This is a genomic window from Haloechinothrix halophila YIM 93223 (assembly GCF_000504245.1).
Classification (GTDB): Bacteria; Actinomycetota; Actinomycetes; order Mycobacteriales; family Pseudonocardiaceae; genus Haloechinothrix_A; species Haloechinothrix_A halophila.
This window is the reverse complement of record NZ_KI632509.1, coordinates 5505393-5528242: the sequence shown is the minus strand read 5'-3', so window position 1 is coordinate 5528242 and position 22850 is coordinate 5505393. Positions and strand designations below refer to the sequence as shown.

The window sequence follows — 22850 nt, the reverse complement described above, 5'->3', positions numbered from 1 at the left end:
CTCGCGATACAGGCTGTCCCTGAGCGAGTCGGGGGTGGCGCATGACGACGTCTCCGCACACGCGCCCCGGTATGGCGGCGCACGCGGTACCGGACAGCATCACCGGCAGCCTCGCCGACCGTGGTCCGCTGTTGCCGGCCACGTCCTCGGTGACCGGCGACGGTGCCGCGCTGCACACGATCTCGGACGCCGAACTCGACGGGCTGATCACCCCGGACGGGGTCACCATGTCGTCCGTGGCTGACATCGGCGCTGGACGCGGGCCCGAGTGGCTGGACCACTGGCTCGCGACGAACTCCGCCGACGTGGTGGCATGGCGCAGGCACATCCACGCCAACCCTGAGCTGGCCCGACGTGAATACGGCACGACCGAACTGGTGGTGCGCACGTTGCGCTCGCTCGGGCTGAAGCCGTGGGTGCTGCCGCACGGCACCGGCGTCGTGTGCGACGTCGGCGAGGGCGAGCGATGCGTCGCGCTGCGCGCGGACATGGACGCGCTGCCGATCACCGAGGCCACCGGGTTGCCGTTCGCCTCGGCGGTCGATGGTGTGGCGCATGCCTGCGGCCACGACGCGCACACCTCGATCCTGCTGGCCACGGCATCCGCGCTGGTCGCAGCGCCCTCGCTGCCCGGGCGAGTGCGGCTGCTGTTCCAGCCAGCGGAGGAGGTCATGCCCGGCGGCGCACTGGACTCCATCGCGGCGGACGCGCTCGAGGGCGTCGAGCGGATCTTCGGCCTGCACTGCGACCCGCGGCTGCCCGTCGGCAAGGTCGGCACCCGGATCGGTGCGATCACCTCGGCCGCCGACCTGGTCGAGCTGAGCCTGACCTCGCCAGGCGGGCACACCTCGCGGCCGCACTTGACCGCCGACCTGGTGCACGCGCTCGGCAGCGTCATCACCGGGCTGCCCGCACTGATCTCGCGCCGGGTCGACCCCCGCTCGGGCACGGTGCTGGTCTGGGGCGCGGTGCACGCGGGCGAGGCGGCGAACGCGGTGCCGGAAGACGGTACCCTGCTCGGCACGCTTCGCACGGCGGACATCGACGTCTGGCGCGAATTGGAACCGCTGGTCGGGGCGTCGATCGAGTCGCTGCTCGCGCCGACAGGCGTCGGGTACTCGCTGAACTACCGGCGCGGCGTGCCGCCCGTCGTCTGCGACGCGGAAAGCACCGGTTTCCTGCGCGATGCGGTATCGGCGGCACTGGGGCAGGATGCCAACGCCAGCACGGAGCAGTCCTCCGGTGGGGAGGACTTCGGCTGGTACCTGGAGCACGTCGACGGTGCGTTCGCCCGGCTGGGCGTCTGGCCCGGCGAGGGTCCGCAGCGCGACCTGCACCAGGGCACCTTCGAGCTGGACGAACGCGCCCTCCCGGTCGGTGTCCGGCTGATGGTCCACATCGCCCTGGCCGCGTTGAGCTGAGCGCGGGACGTGGGGCACGTCGTGTCCGACGCTCGTGCACGTGTGTCCGTCATTCAGGACGTCGTGTCCGACACTCAGAACGTCGTGTCGTGCACTCCGGACGCCGTGTTTGGCAGTGGGGACGCTGTGCTCCCCGTTCAGGCCGCGGCGACGACGTAGCCGCGTGACCGCATCGCCTCGGTCACCGCGGTGATCAACCGAGACGGATCGCGGAGATCATCGGCGGTGGCGTGGATGACGATCCAGCCCCGACGCCGGAGGTCGGCTTCCCGCACGGCATCGCGGTCAGCGCGCTGGACGTGTGCCGCATAACCGTCGTATTCGACTGCGACGCGGAACTCCGGCCAGGCGAAGTCGAGCCGGTAGAGTTCGTTGCCGTCGATGTCCGTGATGCTGACCTGCTGTTCGGGGATCGGCAGCCCGCCGTCCACGAGGTCGAGCAACGTCCAGCTTTCGGCAGGCGACTCCGAGTCGCCGCGTGCTAGGTCGAGCAGCTCAGTCGCTCGCAGCGTGCCCCGACGGTCGCGACGTGAACGGATTCGTTCGCTCAGGGTTGCGCGTAGCTCATCGCGCTGGTCACGCGGAACGCTCGCTAGCACCTGGTCCGCACAGGCGATCGCCGTGCGGCGCGAACCGCAGCACAGTACTTCGACGAGCGCGTGCGGGATCGTGACCGTGCGCAACCGGACGACATGCTCGGTGTCGAAGTCGATCAGGTGGCTGTAATGGACGGCAACGTCCTTGCGCCGGCGCAGCGTACGAGGATACGGCAGTAAGACATGAATCGGGGCGAGCTCCGCAGCGCTTATGCCCCTGATGATCAGCGCGCTGTGACTGCTCAACGCGGCGGTTGGCCCTGCCATGAGCAGCGCAGCAGCAGCACGGCAACGGAACTCGGTCGCTCGTCGCGGATCGACCAGCACGTCGCGGGAGTACACCTTCAAGCGTCCGCAGCGGACAGCCGTGCGCATGGCTTTCGGTCCGATCTCTTGAGCGAGTCCGACGCGGGTGTAGGCACCATGCAGGCCCTCGGGTAAGACGTCCATTCTCAAAACTGTGGCTCTACGAGGTGACCGAGGGAACCACGCCAGCAAAGCTGTGGACGATCTGAAGCTGTGGATAACTCGGCGGGGATCGCGAGTGCCGAATACGGCGCCGGGAATGCCAAATACAACGTCAGGACTGCCAGACATGGCGTCGGGAACGTCGGACACGACGGCGCGAGCGCATGACACAGCGTCGGGAATGCAGGACACAAGACACCCGCTGGTGGTGCCATCGGCACCCTGCGAACGGACGTGGCGTCAGGGGCCGATCCCGATGCAGGGACGGGTGCGGAGGTCGTTGACGTAGTCGGCAGGCGCACCGGCGGCCTCGGCGGCATCCGCCAGCACACCGAGATACCGCGCCGAGGGCAACCCGCCCTCATAGGCGTCCAGCACATACAGCCACGCCAGGACAGGACCTTCCAGCGTCTGCACCCGCAGTCTGATCTTGTTGTGCAGGAACAGCTCGTCGCCTTCCCAGCGGTCGAGACCCTTCTCATCGGCGGCGTTGACGTCGTAGAGCACGACGAACACCCGCGAGTCGGAATCCTCGACGATGGTGGCCAGCGCGCCTTCCCAGCCGATGTCTTCTCCGCCGAAGGTTAGTCGCCAGCCTTCGAGCCAGCCGGTCCCCGCCATCGGCGAGTGCGGCGCGCGCTCGGCCATCTGGTCGGGGTCCATGTTGGAGCCGTAGGCAGCATAGATGGGCACGTCCGAGATAGTAACGTTGTCCGCGCGGTAACACAGTGAGGAGGCGACGGGTGACGAGGATCGTGATCTTGGGTGGTGGCCCAGCCGGCTACGAGGCGGCTTTGGTCGCGGCTCAGCACGGAGCAGATGTCACCGTCGTTGAACGGGACGGCCTCGGCGGGGCCTGTGTGCTCTACGACTGTGTGCCCTCGAAGACATTCATCGCTTCGTCTGGCGCGCGGGCGAGCCTGCATGGCATGGCCGAGCTGGGTGTCGGCATCGACGACGACAAGGTGCGGGTTGAGAACCGCACCGTACACGGCAGGGTGAAGGGTCTCGCCCTCGCGCAGTCGGCCGACATCCGCGCGCGGGTGCAGCGCGAAGGCGTCCAGGTGATCCCCGGCACAGCGCGGTTCTGCGACCCCGAGCCCGGCCTCGCGGTGCACCAGGTCGCCGTCACCAAGGAGGACGGCACCGAGGAGGTGCTGATCGCGGACGTCGCGCTGGTCGCGACCGGCGGGACGCCGAGGGTGCTGCCCGGCGCGGTGCCGGACGGCGAGCGCATCCTCGACTGGCGTCAGCTCTACGACCTGCCTGAGCTGCCGGAACACCTGGTCGTCATCGGTTCGGGTGTCACCGGCGCCGAGTTCGCCTCCGCCTACACCGAGCTCGGGGTGAAGGTCACCGTGGTCTCCAGCCGCGACCGCATCTTGCCGCACGAGGATGCCGACGCCGCCGCCGTGCTGGAAGAGGTCTTCAGCCACCACGGCGCGACGCTCGCCAAGCACGCCCGCGCGGACCGCGTCGACCGTACTGACAACGGTGTCGTTGTTCACCTGACCGACGGGCGCACGATCGAGGCAAGCCACGCGCTGATGACCGTCGGTTCGGTGCCGAACACCAAGGACATCGGCCTCGACACCGTGGGCGTGGAGACCACCGAGAGCGGCCACATCCCGGTCGACCGGGTGTCTCGCACCAAGGTGTCCGGCATCTACGCGGCGGGAGACTGCACCGGTGTGCTGCCGCTCGCGTCGGTAGCGAGCATGCAGGGCCGCACCGCGATGTGGCACGCGCTCGGCGAGGGCGTCAGCCCGATCAAGCTGAAGACCGTCGCCGCGAACGTGTTCACCCATCCGGAGATCGCCACGGTCGGTATCAACCAATCCGCGATCGACGCTGGTGAGGTGCCCGCGCGCACCATCATGCTGCCGCTGTCGACCAACGCCAGGGCGAAGATGGAGGGCGTGCGGCACGGCTTCGTGAAGCTGTTCTGCCGACCGGCCACCGGCGTGGTTATCGGTGGTGTCGTGGTCGCGCCGACCGCGAGCGAGCTGATCCTGTCCATTGCACTCGCGGTGCAGCACCAGCTCACCGTGGACCACCTTGCGCTGACGTTCTCGGTGTATCCGTCGCTGTCCGGCTCGATCACCGAGGCCGGGCGCCAGCTGATGCGCCACGACGACCTCGATTAATCCAAGGCCGTTCACGTAGCGGCTTCCGATGACGAGCTACGTGCACCGCGAGCCGATCGACCCACCGCATGGCAGGCTGGTGATCAGCGGCTGCGCCTCCGGGTAGCCGATACCGTGGCAGCAGTGGCTGGATCCCACGGTGAGAGGAGGGTCTGGTGCCCGGTGAAAGTCCGACGATCGGCCGTCTTGGTGTGGCCGATCGAGAGCAGGCGTGGCAGCGCCTCGATACGGTCAACTTCGATCTCGTCGTGATCGGTGGCGGAGTCGTGGGCGCGGGGACCGCGCTCGACGCGGCGACGCGCGGACTGCGCGTGGCACTGGTGGAAGCGCGCGATCTCGCCGCGGGCACGTCGAGCCGGTCGAGCAAGCTGTTCCACGGCGGGCTGCGCTACCTGGAGCAGCTGGAGTTCTCGCTGGTGCGCGAAGCCCTCGCCGAACGGGAGTTGATGCTGACCAGGCTCGCGCCACACCTGGTGAAGCCGGTCAGCTTCCTGTACCCGCTCAGCCGCCGGATCTGGGAACGTCCGTACACCGCTGCCGGGCTGTTTCTGTACGACCGGATGGGCGGTGCGCGTTCGGTGCCTGGCCAGAAACACCTGACCAAAGCCGGAGCGTTGCGGATGGTGCCCGCGCTCAAGCGCGACGCCCTGATCGGCGGCATCCGGTACTACGACGCGCAGGCCGACGATGCGCGGCACACGATGATGCTCGCCCGCACCGCGGCGCACTACGGCGCGGTGGTCCGCACGTCGACGCAGGTGGTGGGCTTCCGGCACGAGGCGGATCGGGTGTCCGGGGTGCGGGTGCGCGATGTGGAGGACGGCCGCGAGGTCGACGTCTCGGCTGGCGCGGTGATCAACTGCACCGGGGTGTGGACCGACGAGTTGCAGGGGTTGTCCGGTAGCAGGGGCCGGTTCCGGGTGCGGGCCAGCAAAGGCGTCCACGTCGTCGTGCCGCGCGACCGGATCGTGTCGGACTCGGGGCTGATCCTGCGTACTTCGAACTCGGTGTTGTTCGTCATCCCGTGGGGCGCCCATTGGATCGTGGGCACCACCGACACCGACTGGAATCTCGACCTCGCCCATCCCGCCGCTACCAAGGCCGACATCGACTATCTGCTCGACAAGGTCAACTCCGTGCTGACCACGCCGCTGACCCCCGACGACATCGAAGGCGTCTACGCGGGCCTGCGCCCGTTGCTGGCGGGGGAGAGCGAGGAAACGTCGAAGCTGTCGCGGGAACATGCCGTCGCGCGGCCCGCGCCGGGACTGGTCGCGATCGCGGGCGGCAAGTACACCACGTACCGGGTGATGGCGGCCGACGCCGTCGACGCGGCGGCGATCGATTTGCCCGGCCGGGCACAGCCGTCGATCACGGACAAGGTGCCGTTGCTCGGCGCTGACGGGTACCACGCGCTGGTCAACCAGGCCGACCACCTGGCTGGCAGGCATGGGCTGCACCCGTACCGGCTACGACACTTGCTCAACCGGTACGGCTCGCTGGTGCACGAGGTCCTCGCGCTGGCCGACGACCGGCCCGACCTGCTGCGCCCGATCGCGGGTGCGCCGGACTACCTGCGCGTCGAGGCGGTGTACGCGGCCAGCCACGAGGGCGCGCTGCATCTGGACGACGTCCTCGCGCGGCGGATGCGGGTGTCGATCGAGTATCCGCATCGGGGCGTCGACTGCGCCAGCGAGGTGGCGGATCTGGTCGGCGGGGTGCTCGGCTGGTCCGAGGAGACCATCGCGCGCGAGGTCGACGTCTACACGGCGCGGGTCGCCGCCGAACGTGAGGCGCAACAGCAGCTGAGCGACGAAGGAGCCGACAAGCGGCGTCGTGCGGCACCGGACGCCAGGACGGGCATCGTCTCGGCGGAGGAATGAGGCCGGTGTTGCGTGTGGTCAGCCGCGCGCCGTCCAGCGCAGGACGCCAGGAGCGTCAGCGGTGCCGTCGCTGGTGAAGCCACAACGCTTGGCCAGCGCGACAGCGGCGACGTTGTCCTCGGCACAGGCCGCGTCGACGTGTACGAGGTCGAGTGCGCCGAAGCCGAACCGGAGCACGGTGCCCACGGCGGTGCTGGCGGCACCGCCGCGTCGCGCGTCGGGGTGCGTCCACACCGTCAGGTGCGCGGTGGTCGGCTCGCCGTCGTCCGCCGCGACTCGGTCGGCGTCACCGCCGGTCTCTATGCCCGCGGCCGCCCCCTCGCGAAACTCCAAGCGGATCTCACCGAGCAGCGTGCCGGTGGTCAACTCCGCGATGACCCAGGTGTAGTGGTCATCGTCGCGCCAGCCAGCCGCGCGGGCGTCGATGTAGTCGCTGGCGTGCTCGGAGGTGCGCACGTCGCGATCCGGGAAAGCGCGCTGGATGCCAGGGTCGGCGAGTGCGGCTAACAGGGCGGGCCGGTCGTCCATGCGGTCATCGGCGCGAAACTGACGCAGATAGTGCGTGCCCGCGTTGATCTCGATGGGTTCCACTCAGCCCCTGCCCGGCCCGAACAGATTGCCGCAGGCGATAACGGCGAATACGAGGACCGCGATGGGAAGCAGAAACATCATCCCGGCCCCCTTGCTGAGTACCAGCACGCCGATGATCGCGATCGCCGCGATCGGCACGGCGCCCAGTGTGCGCCGCCCTGAGTGCTGACGTCGCGGCTCATGACCCCGTCTCCGCTCCGGTCGCTCGCGTTGTGGTGGGGCTGGCAGCTGTTCCCGCAGCATCTCGGGGCGCGGCTCTGGCAAGTCGCTGAACAGCGTGATCAGTTCGCCGCGAGTCTTTGCCGCGGTGACGCGCGCGGTGCGGTCGCCGTACTCGTCAATGTCTAGTCTGCCGTCCCGCATGTGCTCACCGAGCGCTTCGATCGCTTCCTCGCGCTCGGCGTCGCTGATCCGGAATTCGGGACGTTCTACGGTCACACCTCGATGGTACGGCTTTCCGCGCAGGAGCCCAGCCCCCGCGGCGAATGACGCTTTCACCGCACCCAACGGCAGCGAAAGCGTCATTCAGCGCGTCAGGACGTTAGTCCTTGATCTCGAACAGCACCGCACCCTGGCTCACCGAGGAGCCGATCTCGCAGGACAGTCCGGTGATGGTGCCGGATTTGTGCGCGTTGACGGGGTTCTCCATCTTCATTGCTTCGAGGACGACGACCAGTTCGCCTTCCTCGACTTGCTGGCCGTCCTCGATCGGCAGCTTCACGATGGTGCCCTGCATCGGCGCGGTCACCGCGTCCCCGGACACGGCGGCCTTCTTGCCGCCAGCTCGCTTGCGTGGCTTGGCCTTCGCGGCGCCGGGGTTGCCGTTGCCGCCACCGAGCGCCAGGTCACCCGGCAGCGACACCTCAAGTCGCCTGCCGCCGACCTCGACGACAACGGTCTGGCGCTCGGCCTGTTCCTCGTCGGCGGGCTCGCCGCCGGTGAACGGCTCGATGGTGTTCTCCCACTCGGTTTCGATCCAGCGGGTGTGCACCGTGAAGCCGTCTTCGGCGGTGAACGCCGGGTCGCGCACGATCACGCGGTGGAACGGCAGCACTGTCGCCAGGCCATCGGCGACCATCTCGTCCAGCGCGCGGCGGCTGCGCTCCAGCGCGTTCTGCCGGTCGGAGCCGGTGACGATCAGCTTGGCGAGCATCGAGTCAAACTGTCCGCCGATGACGCTGCCGTCTTCGACACCGGCGTCCACCCGCACGCCGGGCCCGCTCGGCGCGACGAATCGGGTGACCGTACCGGGCGCGGGCAGGAAGTTGCGGCCCGCGTCCTCGCCGTTGATGCGGAACTCGATCGAGTGGCCACGCGGCTCGGGATCGGCGGTGAACCGAAGCTTCTCCCCCGCAGCGATGCGGAACTGCTCGCGGACCAGGTCGATGCCGGTGGTCTCCTCGGAGACCGGGTGCTCGACCTGCAGCCGGGTGTTGACCTCGAGGAAGGAGATCGTGCCGTCCTGGCCGACCAGGTACTCGACGGTGCCGGCACCCGAGTAGCCAGCTGCCTTGCAGATGGCCTTGGCCGACTCGTGGATGCGGTTGCGCTGGTCGTCGGTGAGGAACGGCGCGGGCGCCTCCTCGACCAGCTTCTGGTGCCTGCGCTGCAGCGAGCAGTCGCGGGTGCCGACGACGATGACGTTGCCGTGCTTGTCGGCGAGTACCTGCGCCTCGACGTGGCGTGGCCGGTCGAGGTAGCGCTCGACGAAGCACTCGCCGCGTCCGAATGCCGCGACCGCTTCGCGGGTCGCCGACTCGAAGAATTCGGGGATCTCTTCGATGGTGCGTGCGACCTTCATCCCTCGTCCGCCACCACCGAACGCCGCCTTGATCGCGACCGGCACGCCGTGCTGCTTGGCGAACTCGACGATCTCATCGGCGGACTTGGCCGGGTCCTTGGTGCCGGGCACCAGCGGCGCCTGCGCGCGCTCGGCGATGTGGCGGGCGGTGACCTTGTCACCGAGGTCGCGGATGGCCTGCGGCGACGGCCCGATCCAGTTCAGCCCCGCGTCGATGACGGCCTGGGCGAAGTCGGCGTTCTCGGACAGGAAGCCGTAGCCGGGGTGGATGGCGTCGGCGCCGGAGCGCTTGGCGACGTCGAGCAGTTTGTCGAAGACCAGGTACGACTCAGCTGCCGTCTCCCCGCCGAGGGCGAATGCCTCGTCGGCGAGCCGGACGAAGGGGGCGTCCCGGTCGGGGTCGGCGTAGACCGCGACAGTGGTGATTCCAGCGTCCTTCGCGGCGCGAATGACGCGGACGGCGATCTCGCCCCGGTTCGCGATCAGGATCTTGGTCAGGGATTCGGAACCGGTCGCCGATGCTGTCTCGGGCACACCTACCTCCTTCTCGACGGGCCGCCACGGCCTACCGGCGTCGTTGCGGGTAAACATGGCCTTGGGGCAGTTTACGGATTCCGCGCGGCTGTGTGAGGAGAGCCGTCTCACGTTTGGCTGGACGTATTCGTTGTCGTCGGCCGTGTCTGCGGCGTATCCGAGCTGTCAAGACTACAGTCTGTGGTCGAACGATACAGCGAGCGCAGGAGGATGTCGTGGCCGTGCGGGCATCGCGGCCGGTCGTCGTCACGGCCGTCGTCGCGCTCGTCGTCACCATGCTCGCGCTCGCGTCGGCGGTGGTGCTGCGGATCCAGCGGGACACCGCGAGTGCGGCCGGACACGTCGGGCCCCCTGCCGCAGCGGCCGGTTCTGGCCAGCTGACCTGCGGGGATGCGCCGTGTGGGGTGTTGACCAGCCTGCCGGTCGGCGACGCGACGGTGGAACTGCTCGCTGGTGACGGTGGCGAGCACGGCACGGTTCGGGTGTTGGCCCCCGGATCGGACATCGTGCTCGAAACGGCCCTCGCGGACCTCGGGGTGACACTGACGCAACGGTCGCTGGTGTGTACGGAAGGTGACACCAGTGCGTGTTTGGTGCGAGGCGATCGGGACGACGCTGTCGTGGGAGAAGTTTTTGTCGCGCGGGATGACAAATGGGAAGCCGTCGAGCGCCCCTATGTGTCGAATGCCGGATACCTCGATCTGGTTCCCGCCGGGCGCGATTCGCCGGAGATCGTGCTGGCGACGTATCCGGACTGCACAGGCAACGCCGATGACTGCGCCGGTGCGTCCGTCGCGCTGCGGGTCTTCGAGCTCGACGGCACCTCACGCGGTTGCACCCGCAGCTACCGCGCGCTGTCCCGGCTCCCCGACTGGCCGGACGTGAATCTGGACGATGACGCACTGCGTCCGTGTGGGTGAGTGCGGCTCAGGAGCCGTAGCCCTCCTTGAGTAGGACGTCGCCCTTTGGGGTGCGGAAGTAGACCTGCCACCGGTGGTAGACGTCGAGGTAGTGCGGGTAACGCCGCATCGCATCGGCGTAGGCGAGGATGGCGTCGACGTAGTGGTCGCTGTGGTTGTAGGCGTAGAGCGCGCCGCGCATATCCGCGGGCGCGCCGCTGGCGGAGAGGTACCGAGCCGCCGCGAGGATCGCATCACGCGGGTTGGTGACGTCGCCCTTGCCGTAGGCGTCCCACGTCTTCGGCATGAACTGCATCGGGCCTTGTGCCCCGGCGTGGCTGTCGCCATGGATGCGGCCGAACCGGGTCTCCACGAAGTTGATCGCCGCCAGGATCTGCCACGGCACGCCGAACTGTTTCTGCGCCGCGCGGTAGTGGCCGCGCAGTTTGGCGACCGGGAGCGGACGGCGGATGCGCCAGTCGTCCGGCGGTCCCGCGCGTGGCGAGTTGAGCTGTCCGAGTGCGGTGGCGGCGCGCAGCGTGAGGTCGTACGCGGCGCGGAACCGGCGGGGGACGTGGTCGCGGGCGGCGGAGCGCCAGCGGGGGCGGTCGGCGAGCTCGCGGTAGGCCTGTTGCTGGATGCGCGCCCACCCGGTGCGGTGTTTGTCCGGCGTCGCCTTGTTCGCGAGGGCGCGCTCGGCGCGGGTGAGAAGCGTGGCCAGCGCGCGGGGTGTGGTGGTGTCCGGGAGCTGAGCGGGAGGTGCGACGCCCGTCGGGTTCTCGGTTGTCGCGCCGCGTTCGCCCGTCGGAACGGCCGTCGGTGGTGTCGCGGTCATGGTTGGTGTGGGCGAAGCCGGGTCGCATCCTGCGAGTGCGAGGCCAACCGCAAGCGCGGTGATGAGTGTTGTGCCAGTCTTGCCCACCCACTTGAGCGTAGGCCGTAGCGAGCAGTCGGGACAGCCGTTCGACGTACGACGAAAGGCTTTGGTTTTGTTGGTCGACGACGGCTGCGTCTCGGACATACAGCGAATGGATGCGGGGCTGTTAGCGCTGATCAACGTGACCATTCGATTCGAAATGACCTCGGTTCGAGGTGCGCTCCAAACCGGTGCGTGCTGCACAGAGGTCGTTGTCTGAAGACTTGACTCAGTCGAGTTGAGTTTTTTACGTTGTTGTCCGCCTTAGTCACTCAAGGCAGATCTGGGGGATTCGTACTTTCTACGTACTTCTACCGCCGCGTCTAAAGGAACTACGTAACGCACTCGGTATGTTGCTGATCGTGACTGCTTGCGGTCGGGTACCGGGGTGCTTGGTGCTAAAGGGGGAGGAGCATCGTGGCGACTGTCCGCAGGTCGGTTCTCGATCTGGACTGGCTCCGCGCAACTCTGGTGATGCTGCTGGTGTTGACGTTGGCATTAGTCGTGATGCCAGCGCTGCCAACTGCGAAGGCAGCCGAAGCAGCGGTGGACGAGCCGACGGACCCGTGTGCGGAGTTCGACTTCAACGAAGGCGCGGAGTCCGACGAGCTTGCGACGGCCGTAGCGCGGCGGTGTAACCGCGAAGTCGCGGTAGCGGAGGGTCGGACGGAGTTCTCCGACGCGGTGATGCGGCCGGACGGGACCGGTGAGTTCACAGCGCACGTGGAACCAGTCCGGGCGCGCGACGAGCAGGGTGACTGGGCACCGATCGATACGGCGTTGCGAGTTCGGGACGACGGTGCCATCGAGCCGGGCAACACTGTTGTGCCGGTCCAGGTTTCCGGTGGCGGCACCGGCGATTTCGCTCGGGTCGAGCGGGATGGCAAGCGTTTTGGCTTGTCATGGCCTGGCCGGCTTCCCGAGCCGAGTATCGACGGAGACACCGCTACCTACGCCGAAGTACTACCCGGTGTGGATTTGACGGTGACAGCGCACGCGATGGGGTTCTCGCACAACCTTGTCGTAAAGAACCGCGATGCCGCGCGAAGCCAGGCGCTGGAACGGGTCCGTTTTGGCGTGACTACCGACGGCGTGGCGATGCGGGAAAACGCCGGTGGTGGTGTCGATGTTCTTGCCGGTGATGAGCCGTGGTTGACCAGCCCGGTTCCGCGCATGTGGGACTCCCCGAAGCGCAATGCGCGGATGGCTACGACCGACGATTCTGGCCGCCCTGGCGCGCCGAGTGCGGGTGGCGCGAAAGAAGCGGAGATGGCGGCTGAGGTAAGCGCCGATGGGTTGACGCTGGTGCCTGATCAGGATGTCCTCCGAGGTGAGGACACCGAGTACCCGGTGGTGATCGATCCGGTGTGGACCGGATACAAGCGCAACGGTGAGTGGGCGACTGTGTCGGAGAAGTATCCGAACCGGTCGTATTGGAAGACCAGTCATCTGTACAACAAGGCGGATTTCGGTGGCGCGGGTGTCGGCCGGGTGTGCGATGAATCGTACAACTTCACCTGCCACACGCCTTCGTATCGGATGCGTTCGTTCTTCCGCATGAACACCGCGTTCGTGACCCGCAACGATGATCGGGTGCTGAAGGCCGCGAAGTTCAAAATCCTTCAGAAACATGCGTGGGTCTGCCATGACTCTAGCCCACTGTCGAAGGCAAGGGTGGAGCGCACGAGTATCCCGAAATCCTCGCACACCTGGAACAACCAGCCGTCGTGGTATAAGGAGTCGGGGCGAACCCTGGAGAACGCCAATCATGGCGCGGCGTGCAGCGGTGGTCCAGCGCAAGCGATCTTCCGTGCGTGGAACATCGTTAAGTGGGCAAAGGATCGTAAAAGGTACTCGTCGTTCTTCGGAATGCGTGCTCTCGATGAGTCGAGAGTGGCGCACTGGAAACGATACGACGCCAGTAAGGCGAAATTGACGCTTCGGTACAATACGAAGCCAGGGACCCCGAAGTGGCTGAAGAACGACGGGAAGCACTGCAAGCCGCATGACTCCCGGCCCTGGATCACTTCGCGCAAGGTGGAACTGTCCGGTCGAGTCTACGATGCGGAGGGCTCAGTGAAGGGCGACTTCAGACTCCAGCATTACGATTCTGATTCGGGCTGGACGTTTCTCCAGAAGCACGTATCAGGCTTCGCAACGAGCGGTGACCGGGTGGAGTGGACGCCCGGTAGAACGCTGTCCGATGGCGCCTATCGCTGGCGCATGAAGAGCTACGACGGCGATTTGTCGAGTTCTTTCACCAGCTGGTGTCACTTCCGTATCGATGCCACTCCGCCGCGCAATCTAGTGATCGAAGAAGTGGGAAGCGAGCCACTGAATGTCGGTGACACGCTGACGCTCAACGTGTCGGCCACGGACAAGAACGGCATCAAGAAGTTCAAGTACGGGTACACCGACGAACGGCTCGATCACAGCGTTGCCGCCACGGGCAATTCAGCGACGATTACGTGGTCGGACCTTCCCAAGGGGCGGCACATCATCTATGTGCGTGCTATCGATGCGGCCGGTAATGGCGGTGTTGAGCCGGATGGCCAGAAACATCACACGATCCGCGTTGGTGGCGAGTACCCAGCGACGGCTAACGGCGCGTTCCGGCTGGACGGCGATGGCATTGACGATTCCGGCGAGGGGCAGAATCTCGCTGTGCCCGATGCGGCAACCTGGGTCGCCGACCGTAACGGTATGGGCAACAGTGCCGTAGAGGTTGATAGCCAGTCGAGGTCGTGCCTTGAGACGGATTCCGGTCTGGTGAACACTTCCGCATCGTTCTCTGTCGCGGCATGGGTCCGGCCTGATTCGGTTGAGAACAACGGCGTTGTGTTGTCCCAGACCGGAACGAACCGGGGATCGTTCGTGCTGCGGCACGATCAGGGAACGAACCGCTGGGTGGCTTATGTATCCGAATCCGACAACGACAGCTCATATTGGGCAGTGGTGAGAACGTCGAGCGACGTCACCGCTGGTGAGTGGGCCCATCTTACGGCGACGTTCGATATGCCGGCCAGCCTATTCCGCATCTACGTCGACGGTTCGCTCGCTGCCGAAGGGGAGCTGCCATGGGCTATGTGGGACGCCAACGGACCGCTGGTGGTTGGCTGTGAAGGCCGGACGAGTGATGACCTGCGGTGGAACCGTTTCGACGGTGCAATCGACCACGTCGGTGTGTGGCAGGGGTTGCTGAAACCGGAGGAGATCACCAGGGCGGCTACCGAACTTCCTGCTGGGACTACCGGTTACTGGTCGTTGGACGGTAGTGGCGACGACACCTCGACGTTCAACCGCGCGTTGACGGTGCCAGATTCGACTGGATGGACCGACGATGAGTACGGCCGCCTCAACAAAGCCATCGAGCTGGATGGCCAAGCCGGGTCCTGTTTGGAGAGTTCGAGTTCTATTGTGCGAACCGGTCGCTCTTTCTCAGTCGCCGGGTGGGCGAAGCTCAACAGCGGCTCCGGTAATGCGGTCGTGGTCGCGCAGGCCGGCGGTGATCAGCCCGGATTAGTCCTGCGGTATTCGGAATCGCTGGACACCTGGTTGATGTTCGTCATGGCCGACAAGGGCAACGGAGAACACGTTCTGCTCGCCACACAGGCCGACATCCCGGCGGTCAAGAATGAATGGACTCATCTCGCCGCCGTGATCGACGCGACAGATCAGGTCGGCCGGATCTACGTGAACGGCGAGCTTTCGGGCACCCAGTCTTTCGCCTACCCGCTGTGGGAGGACCCCGCGGCGGGCCCGCTTCTTGTCGGCTGCGAGGGCAGGACCAGCGATGGTGGGCGGTGGAATCATTTCCCAGGCAAGCTGTCCAAGATCGCCGTCTATCGCGGTGCGCTGACCGGTGCCCAGGTCGCCCGGCTGGTGTCCAACCCCGGTGTGAAACACCTAGCCCGGTGGCCGTTGCAGGGGCCGGACTACTGGGGTGATGGTGACCCGGAATTGTTCGACGACACCGTGAGCGACAACCATTTGTCAGAGCCCGCGACCTACTCTTGGGTGGACCGCTATGCCGATGCCGACGCGGCCTTGCAGTTGCCCTCGACGGCGGGCGCCTGTTCGGAAACGACAGGTCCGCTGGTGCGAACTGACGAGTCGTTCACCGTTATGGCCTGGGTCAACCTGGATGAGAAGTCCGGCTCTCAGGTTGTGATGTCGCAGGCCGCCGTTCATCAGCAAGGTTTTGTGCTGCGGTATGACTCAGGCCTCGACCGATGGAGCTTCGACATGCCGCTGACTGACGCGGAGCCAGCGGAGTCGGCCAGCGCTACGTCGACGTCGACACCAGCGGTCGGGGAGTGGACACATCTCACGGGCGTCTTCGACCTCGAACATGGCGAGGTGCGGCTGTACGTCGACGGAGAACTTGAAGGAACTGCCGAGGGCCCGCCATCTCCGTGGCACATCGATGGGCGATTCCTTGCCGGGTGTGTCGGTCAGACCGACGGAACCCGTGGCGCAGGACTCGGTGGCGTGGTTGATGACCCGCAGGTGTGGAAGTCAACGGTGCATGACGATCGGATTCTCGACGTCGCTAGCACCGGGTCCGCGTAGCACTAGCTGCTGAATCCCTGCTGATTCTCGTGACGAAAGGCGATGTCGTGATGTCCAGAAGCGGTGCTACGCGCCTCGTTGTGGTGCTCCGATCGGCTTGCGCGACGCTGATGGCGCTTGTCATGGCGGTGACGTTGTCGTCGGTGCTGCCGCCGACCGCGAGCGCGGTCAACGAGGAAGGTACCGACCGACAGGTGCCGAAAGCTGAGCCAGCACCGCACACGAAGGCGTCGGTGAATGTTCCGCCAGTGCCGCGCGGTGACGGTGCTGGGTGGCAGTCGTCGCAGGCGAAGGCGTCGTGGCCCTCGACGGGCGCGGTGAATATCGCCGTGCCGACCAGGAATGGCCAGCGCCGGACATCGAAGGTCGCACAACGATTGCCGCTGGCTAAGGCGAACGCCGGGGACGTACCGGTGGCCGTCAGGGCGGCGAAAGGAGCACCGACGGCGGTCCGGGTCCGGCTCCTGGACCGCGCGAAGTCCGAGGAGTTGGGTGTCAGCGGTCCGGTGTTCGCCGTGTCCAGCCTTGACGGCACCAGTGGCGAGGTTGATCTGGATATCGACTACTCAGCTTTCACGGAACTGTACGGCGCGGAGTGGTCCAAGCGGATTCGGCTGATCAGCCTCGACTGCGACTCAACTGAGTGCGGCGAAGACCGGCCGTTGACGTCGGAGAACGATCTCAAGGGCCGCACGTTGTCCGCACGCGTGCCGGTTAAGGGAACCGCGCGAACCGAACGAACTCAGGATGAGCACCATTCGGGGGGTGGTTCCGCGACGCTCAGTACGACGAGCGCGACTTTCGTGGCGGTGTCGTCGGATGATCAGTCCCCCGACGGCGACTACAAGGCCACCGACCTGTCGGCTGCGGGCTCGTGGGAAGCCGGTGGCTCTTCGGGTGCGTTCACGTACTCCGTGCCGATGCGGACGCCGCCGGCGGAGGGCCCGGCGCCGCAGCTTGGATTGCGTTACAACTCGCAGGCGATCGATGGCAAGACGTCGGGTAAGAACAATCAGGCGCCGTGGACCGGTGAAGGGTGGAATTACTCGCCCGGTTTCATTGAGCGGTCGTACAAGACGTGCCTCGACGATCAGTCCGCTGTGGATGGCAATACGCCGAACAACGCCAACAAGGACACAGCCGATCTGTGCTGGTCAGGCGACAACGCGACCATCTCGCTGAACGGCACGCACGCCACATTGGTCAAGGACAAGACAACCGGGAAGTGGCGGGTCAGTTCGGATAGCAACTGGCGCGTGCAGAAGCTCACCAGCGATAGTCTGACCAACTTCGACAAGTTCGGCGAGTACTGGAAGGTGACGACGCCGGACGGTACGAAGTACTTCTTCGGCCGCAAGGCAGGCGCGTCGAAGTCGACGTGGAAGGCACCGGTATTCGGTAACCACCCGGGTGAGCCCTGTCATGCGACGTCCTTCAAGGACTCCATGTGTAAGCGAGCGTGGCGGTGGATGCTGGACAAGGCCGTCGACGCGAACGGCAACTTCACCCGCTATTACTACAAACGGGAGTTCGGCCATTACGGTGCCGCTGGCGACGAGAACAACCGGGTCACCTACAACCGCGGTGGCTTTCTGAAGCGGATCGCATACGGCAAGCATCACTCGGAGCTGGACACCCCGGCGACGGCACGGGTGCTGTTCACGCCGAAGAAGCGCTGCTTCAGCGATTGTTACGACGCTGATGGTGATCCGAAGCCGTCGAGCTGGCCGGATGTGCCGTGGGACCAGGACTGTGACGCCACGCCGTGTACGGATCAGCGGGCGCCGACGTTCTGGACGGCGAAGCGGCTGGCGAAGGTCACTACGCAGGTGTGGCGAGGGTCGAGCTTCTCCGATGTCGAATCGTGGACGTTAAAGCACGAGTTCCGCAAGCCCGGTGATGGCACAACGAAAATTCTGTGGCTGCGGTCGATCACGCACGCCGCACATGTCGGCGGCACGCTGACCTCGGCGCCGATCACGTTCAGCTCGATCAAGTTGCCGAACCGAGTCGATGCGGCGAGATACGACGACCCGATGTACCGGCTGCGTATCGCGTCGATTCGGACGGAGTCCGGTGCCAGGATCACGGTCAAGTACTCCGGCGAGGAGTGCACCCCCGGTTCGACACCGAAACCGTCGGCGAACTCGAAGAAATGTTACCCGGTGTACTGGACGCCTAAGGGGCAACCGGACCCGTTGCTCGACTGGTTCCACAAGTACGTGGTCACCACGGTGACGGAGAACGACCTCACCGCGAGTGGCGATCCGATCGAGCACACCTTCAAGTACTCGACCGCGGGCGGCGGGACCTCGCAGCTGTGGGCGCACGACGACAACGAGTTCACCAAGAAGAAGCACCGCACCTACAGCATTTGGCGTGGTTATCCACAGGTCACGAAGCTGACCGGTGACCCGGTCAAAGGACGGTTGAAGACAAGGAGCCGTTACTACCGCGGGATGCACGGTCAGCCGATGCCCGACGGGAGCACTCGCTCGGTGAGCGTGACCGACTCCGAGGGCAATACGGTCACGGACCACCGCGCGCTTGCTGGACTTCCGTGGGAGCAGGCGTCCTTCAACGGCTCCACGTTGGTGGACGCTGCGACCCATCGATACTGGAAGAAGCGCACTGCGATCCGGAGCCGCGCGGGTGTGACACATCGCGCGTTCTTGACCGGCGAGTCGGTGTCGAAGACGCGGAAGCGGCTCGCGGCGGGTGCATGGCAACGCACCGAAGTGCGTACCACGTTCAATGACGAAGGCCAGCCGATCAAGATCAACGATCTGGGCGAGATCGGCAAGTCTGGCGACGGGGAGTGCACCCGCAACACCTTCGTAGGCAACACGAGTAAGTGGTTGCGGGGGCTGATCTCGCGCGCCGAGACGGTCTCGGTGTCCTGTGGAGCCACACCGTCCCGTCCGGACGATGTCGTCTCGGACACCAAAACGTTCTATGACGGTTCCACCACGCACGGTTCGACCCCGATCAGGGGCAGGGCGACACGGGTAGACGAGATCAACAAGTGGAACAACGGCCCGGTCTACCTCACGGTTGAGCGCACCAAGTACGACAAGCTCGGCCGCGTCGTTACGGAGTACGACGCCAAGAACCGCAAGTCGACCACCGACTTCACGCCGACCGGTGCCGGGCCCGTGACCAAGACGGTGACGACCAACCCCTTGGGTCACACGGTGACGACACACCAGAACCCGGCGTATGCGGAGCCGACGGCTGTAGTCGACGCCAACGGCAAGCGCACCGACCTGACGCTCGACCCGATGGGCAGGTTGCGCAAGGTGTGGCTGCCAGGCCGGACCAAGGGCAGCGAGAGCCCGAACATGGAATTCTCCTATCTGGTCCGCAACGACGGCCCGCTGGCGGTCACGACGAAGCAGTTGCAGCCGAAGGGCAACTACTCGACCGAGATCGGGCTGTTCGACTCGCTGTATCGGCCGGTGCAGACCCAGGAACCCGCTGTCGGTGGTGGACGCCTTGTCACGCACACCGTCTACAACGAGCGTGGCGAGGTCGCGACCGAAGCCGGGCCGACCTACACCGATGGTCCGCCGTCGACATCGCTCATCACCTTTACCCGCGACAACGACCGGGCCCGTACCGAATACACCTACGACAACGTCGGCCGGGAACGTGTCAAGGCATTCTTCTCCGGCGACATAGAGCGGCATCGCACCACCACCACGTACGGCGGCAATCCGGACGGGTGGCAGGTCGCGGTTGACCCACCTGAGGGCGGCACCGCGACCGCGGAGATCAGTGATGCGCAAGGTGACGTGGTCGAACTACGGGAATTCCATGGCGAAGCGCCGTCGGGCACATATGACGCCACCAAGTACACCTACACGCCGCGCGGTGACCTGAAGACCGTAGTCAATGCGATGGGCCACACGTGGCGCTATCACTACGATCTGCGCGGTCGCGAAACGAAGGTGGAAGACCCGGACAAGGGCACCGTCACTACCGCCTACGACGCCACTGATCAGGTCGTCCGGTCCACCGATTCCAGAGGGCGGACGGTCTCGACGACCTACGACGCGCTCGATCGGCCGACCGCGCGTTACGAAGGCAGTCCGGAAACTGGGACGAAGCTCGCCGCCTGGGTCTACGACACGGTCGAGAAGGGCCACGTCACTCGCACATCGAGCTTCGTTGATGGCCACGAGTTCTACGAGCTCGTGATGAAGTACGACGACCGCTACGAGCCTGTCCGGGTTGGGATGGAAGTTCCCGCCATGCCGGGTTTGGAGGCTGTGGCGGGTAAGTACGAAACGACCGCTTGGTACAACGACGATGGGTCGTTGCGTTACCGGCGGATGCCCGCGATTGGTGATCTGGAGCGGGAGAAGCTGACTCACGCCTACGACGACTGGGGCAACGTCAGCCGAATCACCGCGCTGACGCCAAGCAGCAGCTATCCGACCGTTTACCTGGACAACGCGACCTACACCAAATTCGGGGAGATCGCGCAGCGCACACTGGGTGACTCCGCCAGGCCACAGGTGGAGCACACCTACAAGTACGAACAAGACACTCGCAGGTTGTCGGAGTTCCTATTCGACCGCGACGGCACCACGGTGCCGAACGTGGCAACCCTGCGGTGGAAGTATGACTCGGTCGGGAACGTGCTGTCGGTGGCCGACACGCCGGAGGACCAGCCGGCCAAGGCCGATGTGCAGTGCTTCTCCTATGACTACCTGCGGCGGATGACCGAGGCGTGGTCGCAGGGATCGGGACAGTGTGCTGATGCGCCGTCGACGTCGGCGATGGGTGGCGCTGAGCCGTACTGGAACTCGTACGAGTACCGCAAGGATGGCTCGCGGGCCAAGGTCGTTGAGCACCAGACGGACGGCACTAACGTCACGTCGACGTACAACTATCCCGCTGCGGGCGAGCCCCAGCCGCGTGCGGTGAAGTCGGTGACCACCGGTACGGAGACGGAGACGTATGACTGGGACGCCGCTGGCAACCTGGAGTCCCGTACCCGTGGCGGTAAGACGGACACTTTCTCGTGGAACGCGGTCGGCAAGCCGACGTCGATCGAGACACCGGATGGCACTGCGGAGATGTACTACGGCGCCAGCGGCGAACGGTTGGTGCGCAAGGACGCCGACGGCGGCGTGACGGCGTTCGTGTTCGGACACGAGTTGACCGTCGCGGCTGATGGCACGGAAACGGCCACTCGTTACTACAGCCATGGCAACTCGCTGATCGCGACCCGCACCTCTGGCGCAGACCTGGTCTGGCTGGCCAGCGACCATCACGGCACTGCGGATTGGGCCGTCAACTCCGTCACGATGAACTCGTCGGTGAAACGGCGCGACCCGTTCGGCGGCATCAGGGGTCACGACGCACCAAGCCTCTGGCCAGGCGGACAGCGCAGTTTTGTCGGCGGTGTCGACGATCCCACCGGGCTCGTCCAACTCGGCGCGCGCCCGTATGACCCGCAGTTGGGGATGTTCCTCGCGGTCGATCCCAAGACCGACGAGTATCAGCCCCAGCTGATGCATCCCTACGCCTACGCCGGGAACGCACCGCTGACTCTCACTGATCCGAACGGGGAGTGGCCAAGTTTGGATGACGTCACGGGTGCTGTCAGTTCTGTCGGTAGCGCGGTCAAGAGCGCAGCGGAAAGCACTGTGGACTATGTCAAGGAGAACGCGGACACGATTTCGACGGTGGCCAGCGGTGTCGCCGCGGTGTCTTCGGTTATCCCTGGTGCCCAGCCGATCGCGGCTGCCGCTGGTGCGGTCGCTGTGGGGGCTGGCGCGATCGCGACAGCGCAGTCGTGCACCAGCGGTGATCTCGGGGGTTGTGCCAGCGGCATGGTCCCCGGTGGTCGACTCGCCAAGGCCGCAGCGCGCGGTGTAGGCGCGGTGGCGCGCACGGCCCGGTCCGCCTGTAGCCGCAATAGTTTCGTTCCGGGTACGCCGGTGCTGATGGCTGATGGGTCCTCCGCGCCGATTGAGGATCTCGAGGTCGGGGATGTGGTGTGGGCCGCGGACCCCGAAACTGGGAAGGTCGGTGCGCGCCCGGTGACGGCCACTATCACCGGGGACGGCGAGAAGGTGCTCGTCGACATCACCGTTGACGCCGACGGTGATGGGGAGGCCGACGGTAGCGTCACCGCCACCGACCAGCACCCGTTCTGGGTCGACAACGAACGCGAGTGGTTCGACGCGATCGAACTGGAGAAGGGCGACCATCTCCTCGCCCCGGACGGTGCACGCGTCACTGTCCTGGCTGTGGCCGCCTACGGCGCGGTCGCGACGGTGCACAACCTCACCGTCGACGACATCCACACCTACTACGTCGACACCGGCCAGACCAACGTCCTCGCCCACAACTGCAGTAACCCCTGGAAGCGCCTTCGGGATACCAGGAAAGAATACCTTGAGAACGACCGAGCCATTCGTGACGAGGCAATCGCGCGTTGGGAGGCGGCTGGACTGAAGCCCGGTGCTGTTGATGACGACAGGACTGCCGCTATAGCACGTAATGCGATCGCAGAGCGAAATAAGCAGAAATTGGCGAGTCGTAAGAAGACCCCAGCTCCGCTGGTGCGGCGTTTCGAGAAGCGGAACAATGAAGTGTATGGCAATCCAGTCGGGCCCGGCCGAAGCTATTACAAGAAGGAGGAGAAGCTGACGTCAGATTGGCAGATTATAAATAAGGCTGCAAAAACCAACCCTTGGATTAACTGGTTCGTTGGACTTGGCCCGTTCCCTCTGAAATTCTCCTGGTTCATGTTCTGGCGAAACTAGCGTACTGCCACCACGGTCCATGTGGCCGAGTCGCATCTATGATGCAGCCCCGGGATCGGACTATCCTTACTGTATAATCGTATGTGCGGGGTCTGTACTAGCGCTTTGGAGTTGAGGTCGGTATGGAGCCACCCACGAGGAGGTGAAATTGGCCGAGCGTGAGAATGACAGCGAAGAAACGATCTGGCTTGCCGGGTCGCCGTATGGTGTCGTGTATCAGTACGACACTACGGCGGGACG

At 65.7% G+C, this 22850-nt stretch carries 12 protein-coding genes; 6 read left to right on the top strand and 6 right to left on the bottom strand.

Annotated features, from left to right (window positions below):
• Nucleotides 1-41: 41 nt before the first annotated feature.
• Nucleotides 42-1421, top strand: a complete 1380-nt coding sequence (locus AMYHA_RS25250) for an amidohydrolase (protein WP_231104894.1) — start codon at nucleotides 42-44, stop codon at nucleotides 1419-1421.
• A 137-nt stretch (nucleotides 1422-1558) separates the two neighbouring features.
• On the opposite strand, the gene AMYHA_RS25245 is transcribed toward AMYHA_RS25250, so the two are convergent.
• Complete coding sequence (locus AMYHA_RS25245) at nucleotides 1559-2467, bottom strand: endonuclease domain-containing protein (RefSeq protein WP_084037498.1); 909 nt, start codon at nucleotides 2465-2467, stop codon at nucleotides 1559-1561.
• 258 nt (nucleotides 2468-2725) lie between these two features.
• On the bottom strand, nucleotides 2726-3178 hold the full coding sequence (locus AMYHA_RS25240) for a gamma-glutamylcyclotransferase (protein ID WP_034275156.1): 453 nt from the start codon (nucleotides 3176-3178) through the stop codon (nucleotides 2726-2728).
• Nucleotides 3179-3228: 50 nt separating this feature from the next.
• Between AMYHA_RS25240 and AMYHA_RS25235 the strand changes: the two genes are divergently transcribed.
• Nucleotides 3229-4632, top strand: coding sequence for an NAD(P)H-quinone dehydrogenase (locus AMYHA_RS25235; protein ID WP_034275154.1), 1404 nt, complete (start codon nucleotides 3229-3231; stop codon nucleotides 4630-4632).
• Between the two features lie 155 nt (nucleotides 4633-4787).
• Nucleotides 4788-6515 (top strand): glycerol-3-phosphate dehydrogenase/oxidase, encoded by a 1728-nt coding sequence (locus AMYHA_RS25230; protein WP_034275151.1) that lies wholly within the window; start codon nucleotides 4788-4790, stop codon nucleotides 6513-6515.
• Between the two features lie 18 nt (nucleotides 6516-6533).
• Here AMYHA_RS25230 and AMYHA_RS25225 read toward each other — a convergent pair whose 3' ends face one another.
• The 3 genes from AMYHA_RS25225 to AMYHA_RS25215 form a co-directional block, all read right to left on the bottom strand.
• A complete protein-coding gene (locus AMYHA_RS25225) occupies nucleotides 6534-7106 on the bottom strand; it encodes a GNAT family N-acetyltransferase (RefSeq protein ID WP_034275149.1) in 573 nt (190 codons plus the stop codon).
• Nucleotides 7107-7544, bottom strand: coding sequence for a DUF1707 SHOCT-like domain-containing protein (locus tag AMYHA_RS25220; protein WP_034278812.1), 438 nt, complete (start codon nucleotides 7542-7544; stop codon nucleotides 7107-7109).
• Between the two features lie 103 nt (nucleotides 7545-7647).
• Nucleotides 7648-9441, bottom strand: a complete 1794-nt coding sequence (locus AMYHA_RS25215) for an acetyl/propionyl/methylcrotonyl-CoA carboxylase subunit alpha (protein WP_034275146.1) — start codon at nucleotides 9439-9441, stop codon at nucleotides 7648-7650.
• Between the two features lie 215 nt (nucleotides 9442-9656).
• Here AMYHA_RS25215 and AMYHA_RS26110 point away from each other — a divergent pair, with 215 nt between their 5' ends.
• A complete protein-coding gene (locus tag AMYHA_RS26110) occupies nucleotides 9657-10361 on the top strand; it encodes a hypothetical protein (RefSeq protein ID WP_051400288.1) in 705 nt (234 codons plus the stop codon).
• A 7-nt stretch (nucleotides 10362-10368) separates the two neighbouring features.
• Here the strand turns inward: AMYHA_RS26110 and AMYHA_RS25205 are convergent, their stop codons facing one another.
• The gene (locus AMYHA_RS25205) at nucleotides 10369-11175 is read right to left on the bottom strand and encodes a lytic transglycosylase domain-containing protein (RefSeq protein ID WP_084037496.1); all 807 of its coding nucleotides are present in this window, start codon (nucleotides 11173-11175) and stop codon (nucleotides 10369-10371) included.
• Nucleotides 11176-11673: 498 nt separating this feature from the next.
• Here AMYHA_RS25205 and AMYHA_RS25200 point away from each other — a divergent pair, with 498 nt between their 5' ends.
• Nucleotides 11674-15828, top strand: a complete 4155-nt coding sequence (locus tag AMYHA_RS25200) for a LamG domain-containing protein (RefSeq protein ID WP_034275143.1) — start codon at nucleotides 11674-11676, stop codon at nucleotides 15826-15828.
• 122 nt (nucleotides 15829-15950) lie between these two features.
• Entirely contained in the window at nucleotides 15951-22610 is a 6660-nt protein-coding gene (locus AMYHA_RS25195) for a polymorphic toxin-type HINT domain-containing protein (RefSeq protein ID WP_169732979.1), read from the top strand.
• Nucleotides 22611-22850 lie beyond the last annotated feature (240 nt).

Excerpts from the sequence above, each read along its gene's own strand:
- AMYHA_RS25250 (WP_231104894.1), top strand. The coding sequence starts at position 42 with ATGACGACGTCTCCGCACACGCGCCCCGGTATGGCGGCGCACGCGGTA.
- AMYHA_RS25245 (WP_084037498.1), bottom strand. The coding sequence starts at position 2,467 with ATGGACGTCTTACCCGAGGGCCTGCATGGTGCCTACACCCGCGTCGGA.
- AMYHA_RS25205 (WP_084037496.1), bottom strand. The coding sequence starts at position 11,175 with ATGACCGCGACACCACCGACGGCCGTTCCGACGGGCGAACGCGGCGCG.
- AMYHA_RS25195 (WP_169732979.1), top strand. The coding sequence starts at position 15,951 with ATGGCGGTGACGTTGTCGTCGGTGCTGCCGCCGACCGCGAGCGCGGTC.